This is a genomic window from Flavobacterium sp. UGB4466 (assembly GCF_903469665.1).
GTDB classification, from domain to species: Bacteria; Bacteroidota; Bacteroidia; order Flavobacteriales; family Flavobacteriaceae; genus Flavobacterium; species Flavobacterium lipolyticum.
Genome location: NZ_CAGKLC010000163.1, coordinates 1 through 6,408 on the forward strand (window position 1 = coordinate 1; position 6,408 = coordinate 6,408).

Here is a 6,408-nt window from a genome sequence, read left to right on the forward strand (position 1 = left end):
AAATAATACAATTTAACATTCAAAGACAAGAAAAACGTCCCCAGTACTGAGAACGTCTTTCGGAAATATATATATACTAATTCTAAAAATACTTGCTTATGCTTTCACGTATGCATCATCATGAACACTCGCTACAGCTCTTCCTGAAGGATCGTTCATGTTTTTGAAAGCCTCATCCCATTCTAAAGCAATTTTTGTACTACACGCTACACTTGCTTCCTGAGGTACACATAATGCAGCCGCGTCACTTGGAAAATGTTCCGCAAAAATAGAACGGTAGTAATACTCTTCTTTAGACGTTGGTGTCTGCAATGGGAATTTATACTTTGCATTGGCCAATTGTTCGTCTGAAACTTCTTGGGCTACCACTTCTTTCAAAGTATCAATCCAACTGTATCCAACACCGTCTGAAAATTGTTCTTTTTGTCTCCAGGCAACACTTTCAGGCAACATGTCTTCAAATGCTTTACGAACGACCCATTTTTCCATTGGATGCTCTTTGTTGATCATTTTATCCTGTGGGTTGATTCTCATGGCAACATCCATAAATTCTTTATCCAAAAACGGAACACGTCCTTCAATTCCCCAGGCCGCTAAACTCTTATTGGCACGTAAACAATCGTACATGTGCAGTTTCCCTAATTTACGAACGTTTTCTTCGTGGAATTCTCTCGCGTTTGGTGCTTTATGGAAATACAGATACCCTCCGAACAATTCGTCTGCTCCTTCTCCTGACAATACCATTTTGATTCCCATTGATTTGATCACTCTCGCCATTAACCACATTGGTGTCGAGGCTCTGACGGTTGTTACGTCATAAGTTTCTAAGTTGTAAATCACGTCACGAACAGCGTCCAATCCTTCCTGAATGGTAAATTTAATTTCATGATGAATGGTACCGATATGTTTTGCTACAACCTGCGCTGCTGCTAAATCAGGTGATCCTTCTAAACCAACTGAAAAAGAGTGCAATTGCGGATACCATGCATCCGTCGTATCATCTGACTCGATACGTTTTTGTGCAAATTTTTTGGCTACAGCCGAAGTAATAGACGAATCTAAACCTCCTGAAAGTAAAACTCCGTAAGGAACATCACTCATTAATTGTCTGTGAACTGCTGCTTCAAGTGCTTTTTTGATTTCAGGAATACTGGTTTCATTGTCTTTTACTGCTTCATATTCTGTCCAGTCTCTTTTGTACCATTGTACAAATTCGCCGTCTTTACTGGTCATATAATGTCCCGGAGGAAACAGTTGGATTTTTGTACAGTACCCTTCCAGGGCTTTTAATTCAGAAGCAACATAGAACGTTCCGTGCTGGTCCCAACCAATATACAATGGAATAATTCCCATGTGATCACGAGCTATAAAATACTCATCTTTCTCTACATCATAGATTGCAAATCCAAAGATTCCATTCATTTCATCTACAAAATGAGGTCCTTTTTCTCTGTAAAGTGCGAGGATTACTTCACAGTCACTTTCGGTCTGAAAGTTGTATTTTCCCTGAAATTGTTTACGTAATTCTCTGTGGTTATAAATTTCACCGTTTGCAGCCAAAACCAGTTTTTTATCTTCCGTAAATAATGGCTGTTTTCCTGAGGCCGGATCTACAATCGCCAGACGCTCGTGTGATAAAATTGCCTTATCATTACTATATATTCCGCTCCAGTCCGGTCCGCGGTGACGGATAATTTTAGACATTTCCAAGACCTGAGGTCTTAAAGTCTCAGCTTTTTGCTTCAGATCAAAGGCGCATACGATTCCACACATAACTATATATTTTTTAATTATAAAATTTTAATTTGATGAAGCAAAGATGCGATATCAGTTACAATTGAAAAACACATATAGCAGTTTCAATTACAATTTAAAACTAAAAGTGAATTTTTACATATAAAATATAAAATTTAAGTATAAAAAAAAGGTCTAAACTTAAAAATTTCAATTTCGAGCTTCATAAAAGAAAAAAAAAGCAAACGAACAGAGAAATATTTAAATTAAATCACAGCAAACATCAGAATCATTAACAGATTCTCAAAGAGAAGAATAAATACTATTCTGAAATTATTGTTTCAATCAATCCCGAGGTTTAGGGAGAAATTATCTAAAGATTGATAAACTTTATATTGATCGTTCCTAAGGAACTTATTGATTGGTATTCATGCCCCTTCAACAGATTAAAATCCGTTGCTGCAAGATAAACCGTTCCTCCGGGACTTGTATATAAAATCCTTGATCTTTACATATATTGCAACAACGGATTTCAATCTATTGAAAAAAGTAATTAACAATACATAGTTTCTAAAGAGCAAGATATAAGAGCCTTGGGCTCAACATGTATTGTAGCAACGGATTAAAATCCGTTGAAAAAAAATCATCAACAAAACAAAGTTCCGAAGGAACGACACAATTAAATTTAAAAAAGTCTAAAAAGAAACACTAAGGAAAAGCTTTGAAAAAATAAACGAGTCCACCTATAGTCATCATTACTATTATCGTCCAATTTTTGAAAGACTGAAAATTAATTTGAAATTTATATTGATCATTTTTTTCAATCGCATCCTTTAACCAAAGCTTGTGAAGTTTATAAAAAGCAAAAGCAGCTCCAAATAGAGAGAAGCTGCATATTAAACTCAAATAATCCATTTAATTAACTTCCTGAATTAAATATTTTGTGCTGTTAATTTCAAAAGTAAACCCCACTTTATTTCCCATCAAGTGTGCTCCCAAAGGAGATTGAGGTGAAAGTGCAATAACATTTATACCTTCAATATTAATTTTAGGAAGTGCCACACTTACATACAAAAAGATTCCGTTGGCTTTTACCAAACTTCCCGAAATGATATTTTCGGTTGTTTTTGAAGCATCAATTTTGTCTAAAACTGCTTTTTGAGTGATTGCTTCTTTCAATTTATTCGTCAATTTTTCCTGCTCGATATGCATCATCGACAAAGCGGTTTCATGTTTGTCTCCGGCAGAACCTTTGGCATCGTTTTTAGAATCTTCGGTCAGAGCCGAAATCATGTCTCTAAAAACATCAATTCGGTCCTGAACCATTTGCTGGTAATGTGTATGTATTTTTTGTTTGAAAGTCATTTTTTTTTGAGGTACTGAGGTTCTGAGTTGCAAAGATGCAAAGGTTAAAATTAGAAATGAAAAAAAATACGCTTAACCTATTATTTCATCAGGAATCCATCCTTCATCATTACTTATCATTTTTCTTACCCATGACCAGCCGTTCAAACTTTTAATTTTTAGGATCTCATCGCCTTTGTCAACGTCGAGTTCTTTTGCAGTGTAATATTCTAAAACTTTAGCCTCTTTATTATCCTTAGAAATTTCAAGTATCTGAATGGGTACCCAGCCTCCATTAATTCCGTTATCTGCCCAAATCCACCCTTTCCACTTTTCTTCCGTTTCCTCTTCTCCTAATTTTACAATCTCACCCTTATCGAGAGTAATAGGATTTTCATATTGTGTTTTATAGGTTTCAAGAATTTTAAATACTTCTGTCATTATACAGCTCTTTTAATGAAATGAGTTTTTTTGGAGGTACTGAGGTTCTAAGTTACAAAGGTGCAAAGGTTTTATACAGTCTCAAAAAAGATAGCCATAAATTCACGAAAAAATATTCGTGAATTCGTGGCTTAAAAACTTTATATACTTTTATCTCTCGAATATTTTCTAAAAACTAGACCTATTATTCACATAAACCATTGAAAATAAAAACGTTCTGAAGTTCTTAGCTGCAAAGGTTTTTTCTCTTTGTTTTATTTTTTATTCAAAGAAAGCCGTTGGATAAACTACTTTTCCGCTTACTCCTGACAATCCATTTTCGGTTAAAGGAATCACCATGCAATTTTCTGCCGGAACATCGAAAGGCATTTCGATATGGTATTTTTCACAAAGTTCATAACCAAATCTCGGATAATAATCGGGATGTCCTAATAAGATCACTGATTTATATCCTAATTCTTTCGCGACTTCATGAGCACGCACGATAAGCTTCGAACCAATTCCCTTTCCTTGAAATTTTGGCAATACTGAAACGGGAGCCAATGCCAAAGATTCAAAAGATACTGTATCGTTTTTAATTTCTAATTTCGTCAATAAAATATGTCCTGCGATTTCATTCTCTACTTCGGCAACAATAGATAATTCCGGAATAAAAGCATCCGATTTCCTTAATCTTTCAACCAAAAACTGTTCTCTATGGTCACTATATTCTTCTTTTTCAAAAGCTTTCTCAATGAGATTAAAAACACTTTTGTGATCGTTTTGATTTTCTTGTCTGAGTTTAATTTCCATCTTAATTGTTTTAATTATCTGTCTATTGAATCGCAAAGTTCGCAAAAGTTTTTATCATGAATCGCGCTTAGCAAATGCAAAGTTCGCAAAGCTTTATGTTGAAATAGCTTTGCGAACTTTGTGTTTTATCTACGTAACGCAAAATAAAAATCTTTGCGTGCTTTGCGGTTAAAAAAAATTTAAAAATCAAATTTGTAGTTTGCTCCAACTACTACCTGGAATCCTTGTACCGGGTAATTCAGCCATTTTTCATAGGCCTGATTCCCTATATTATTCAATTTCAGAAAACAAGTCAAACGCTCGTTGTATTTATACCCCAAATGAGCATTGGCATCAAAATAGCTTTTTAGTGTTGTAATCACCGGATCGGTTCCTAAGCTTAGATTCGACTGCATGTCTTTTCGTTCTCCTACAAAGAAAACATTCAGTCCCGCATACCATTGTTTAGTGATATTTACATCCAGATTAGAACTCAATTTCATAGAAGGCAAATTCCATGCTTCTATACCGTCATATTTGTAACTGTTGAAGGTTCCATTGATTCCGAAAGAAACATTTTGAGAAAAATCAGCTTTTAATTCCCCATAAAAACGGAAGGTTCTGATATCATCATAAATCACTCCAAAAGAGTTTCCAAAGCCATAATTTTGATTAGAAAAATCTTCTGTGTAATCGTTGCTTCTGTATAGTGCTTTATCTTTTTCATTCAAATAAGAACCGGTAAGATTGTAACTAACATTGTTGGCCAACTTTCCTTTTAAACCCGCAAAAACAGTATATTGATTGTTGGTAGGTTTCACTAAAAGTGTTGGAGATAAAAACGGATTTTCAGTCACAAAATCAGCATAGGAGTTTTGATTTAAACCTCCATTTACTCCTGTATAAAAAATCATCAAATCTCCTACCAGCTTATAGGAAGCATTTACTTTTGGATAAATATAAAACTTGTTCCCGCTGTTTTCAGAATCCAAGCCATAAAACAAACCTGCTCCTAACTCCAGTGTCCAATCATTTTCTAACATTACAAAGCTTGGTTCAATTCCAAAATTAGTCAGACTGTATTTCAAGGGCTTTGTATTATCATACGCATAATTATGTTCAAAAGATCCGCTTACGTGATCTACAATAATATTGGTATTGATAGCCTGATCCATTATATCTACCTTAAAAGAAGGTTTTACATAAAAACGGTTTTCTGATGACGAAAAACTATCTGAAAAATGCGTAAACTTAGTCGAAATCTTACTAAAAACACCTTCCGTAAAAGCTACGTTACCGCCTAAAGAAATGGTATTGTACGAATGATTTGGATTAATTCCTCTTATTAAATCATCACGCATCTGTCCTGCTAAAGTTGATCCAAAATCAGCCGGTAAACCGTACCAATTGTACAATTGATTCTGATAGCCCAAATCGACATTCCATGACATATCACGATTGTTTACCCCATATCCCACATTCAATGCTGTATCATAAAACTCATCGTTTAATTCTACACCTTTAATTCCTCCCTGAGAAGAATGGTGACGAAACATACCTGCCACATAATCGTTGTTTCCTAAATCCTGATTGACAAACAATTCAGCCTTTAAAGTTCCGTAATTCCCTACTCCTAACGTAGCATAATTATTAAATAATTTTTCTTTTTTAGACTTCTCAACACCTTCTGCTTTTCCTTTTGAAGGCGTAAAGGTAGAGGCTACCGGAACAGATAAAATACTGTACTTTATAGTTTCTTTGGGCTGATTTCCGCTATCGTCAAGCGAAGGCGTCTCCTTTACTTTGAAAGCATCTGAAATCGTTGGCGAATAAGGCTTTACTACGTTTACTGTCTCTGTACCGATTGTTTCATTCTTCTTTTGCGAAAACGAAAGCTGCACAACAAACAGTACTAGTAAGATGATGATTTTATTCTGGCAATTAATTTTCATATATCTTTTTTTTGAGAAGAAAGAGAATAGAATAAAGAGTACAGACTTCCCTCCTTTTCTAAATTTTCTTTTTACTCTATAATTCTTTTCTCTTTACTCTTTACTCTTTACTCTTTACTCTTTACTCTTTACTCTTTACTCTTTACTCTTTACTCTTTACTCTTTA

General features: G+C 34.6%; 5 protein-coding genes. All 5 read right to left on the bottom strand.

The genetic code is table 11. The features are described from left to right. Positions 1-96 precede the first annotated feature (96 nt). On the bottom strand, positions 97-1,773 hold the full coding sequence (gene asnB, locus JO950_RS20845) for an asparagine synthase B (protein ID WP_202704365.1): 1,677 nt from the start codon (positions 1,771-1,773) through the stop codon (positions 97-99). 876 nt (positions 1,774-2,649) lie between these two features. Further along, the gene (locus JO950_RS20850; protein WP_202704366.1) at positions 2,650-3,099 is read right to left on the bottom strand and encodes a hypothetical protein; all 450 of its coding nucleotides are present in this window, start codon (positions 3,097-3,099) and stop codon (positions 2,650-2,652) included. 72 nt (positions 3,100-3,171) lie between these two features. Beyond that, positions 3,172-3,519 (bottom strand): SH3 domain-containing protein, encoded by a 348-nt coding sequence (locus tag JO950_RS20855; protein ID WP_202704367.1) that lies wholly within the window; start codon positions 3,517-3,519, stop codon positions 3,172-3,174. Positions 3,520-3,780: 261 nt separating this feature from the next. Continuing rightward, complete coding sequence (locus JO950_RS20860) at positions 3,781-4,311, bottom strand: GNAT family N-acetyltransferase (protein ID WP_202704368.1); 531 nt, start codon at positions 4,309-4,311, stop codon at positions 3,781-3,783. Positions 4,312-4,490: 179 nt separating this feature from the next. Then, positions 4,491-6,242, bottom strand: a complete 1,752-nt coding sequence (locus JO950_RS20865; protein WP_202704369.1) for a TonB-dependent receptor — start codon at positions 6,240-6,242, stop codon at positions 4,491-4,493. Positions 6,243-6,408: the final 166 nt, after the last annotated feature.

Coding starts and splice junctions, on each gene's coding strand:
- asnB (WP_202704365.1), bottom strand. CDS start 1,773: ATGTGTGGAATCGTATGCGCCTTTGATCTGAAGCAAAAAGCTGAGACT.
- JO950_RS20850 (WP_202704366.1), bottom strand. CDS start 3,099: ATGACTTTCAAACAAAAAATACATACACATTACCAGCAAATGGTTCAG.
- JO950_RS20855 (WP_202704367.1), bottom strand. CDS start 3,519: ATGACAGAAGTATTTAAAATTCTTGAAACCTATAAAACACAATATGAA.
- JO950_RS20860 (WP_202704368.1), bottom strand. CDS start 4,311: ATGGAAATTAAACTCAGACAAGAAAATCAAAACGATCACAAAAGTGTT.
- JO950_RS20865 (WP_202704369.1), bottom strand. CDS start 6,242: ATGAAAATTAATTGCCAGAATAAAATCATCATCTTACTAGTACTGTTT.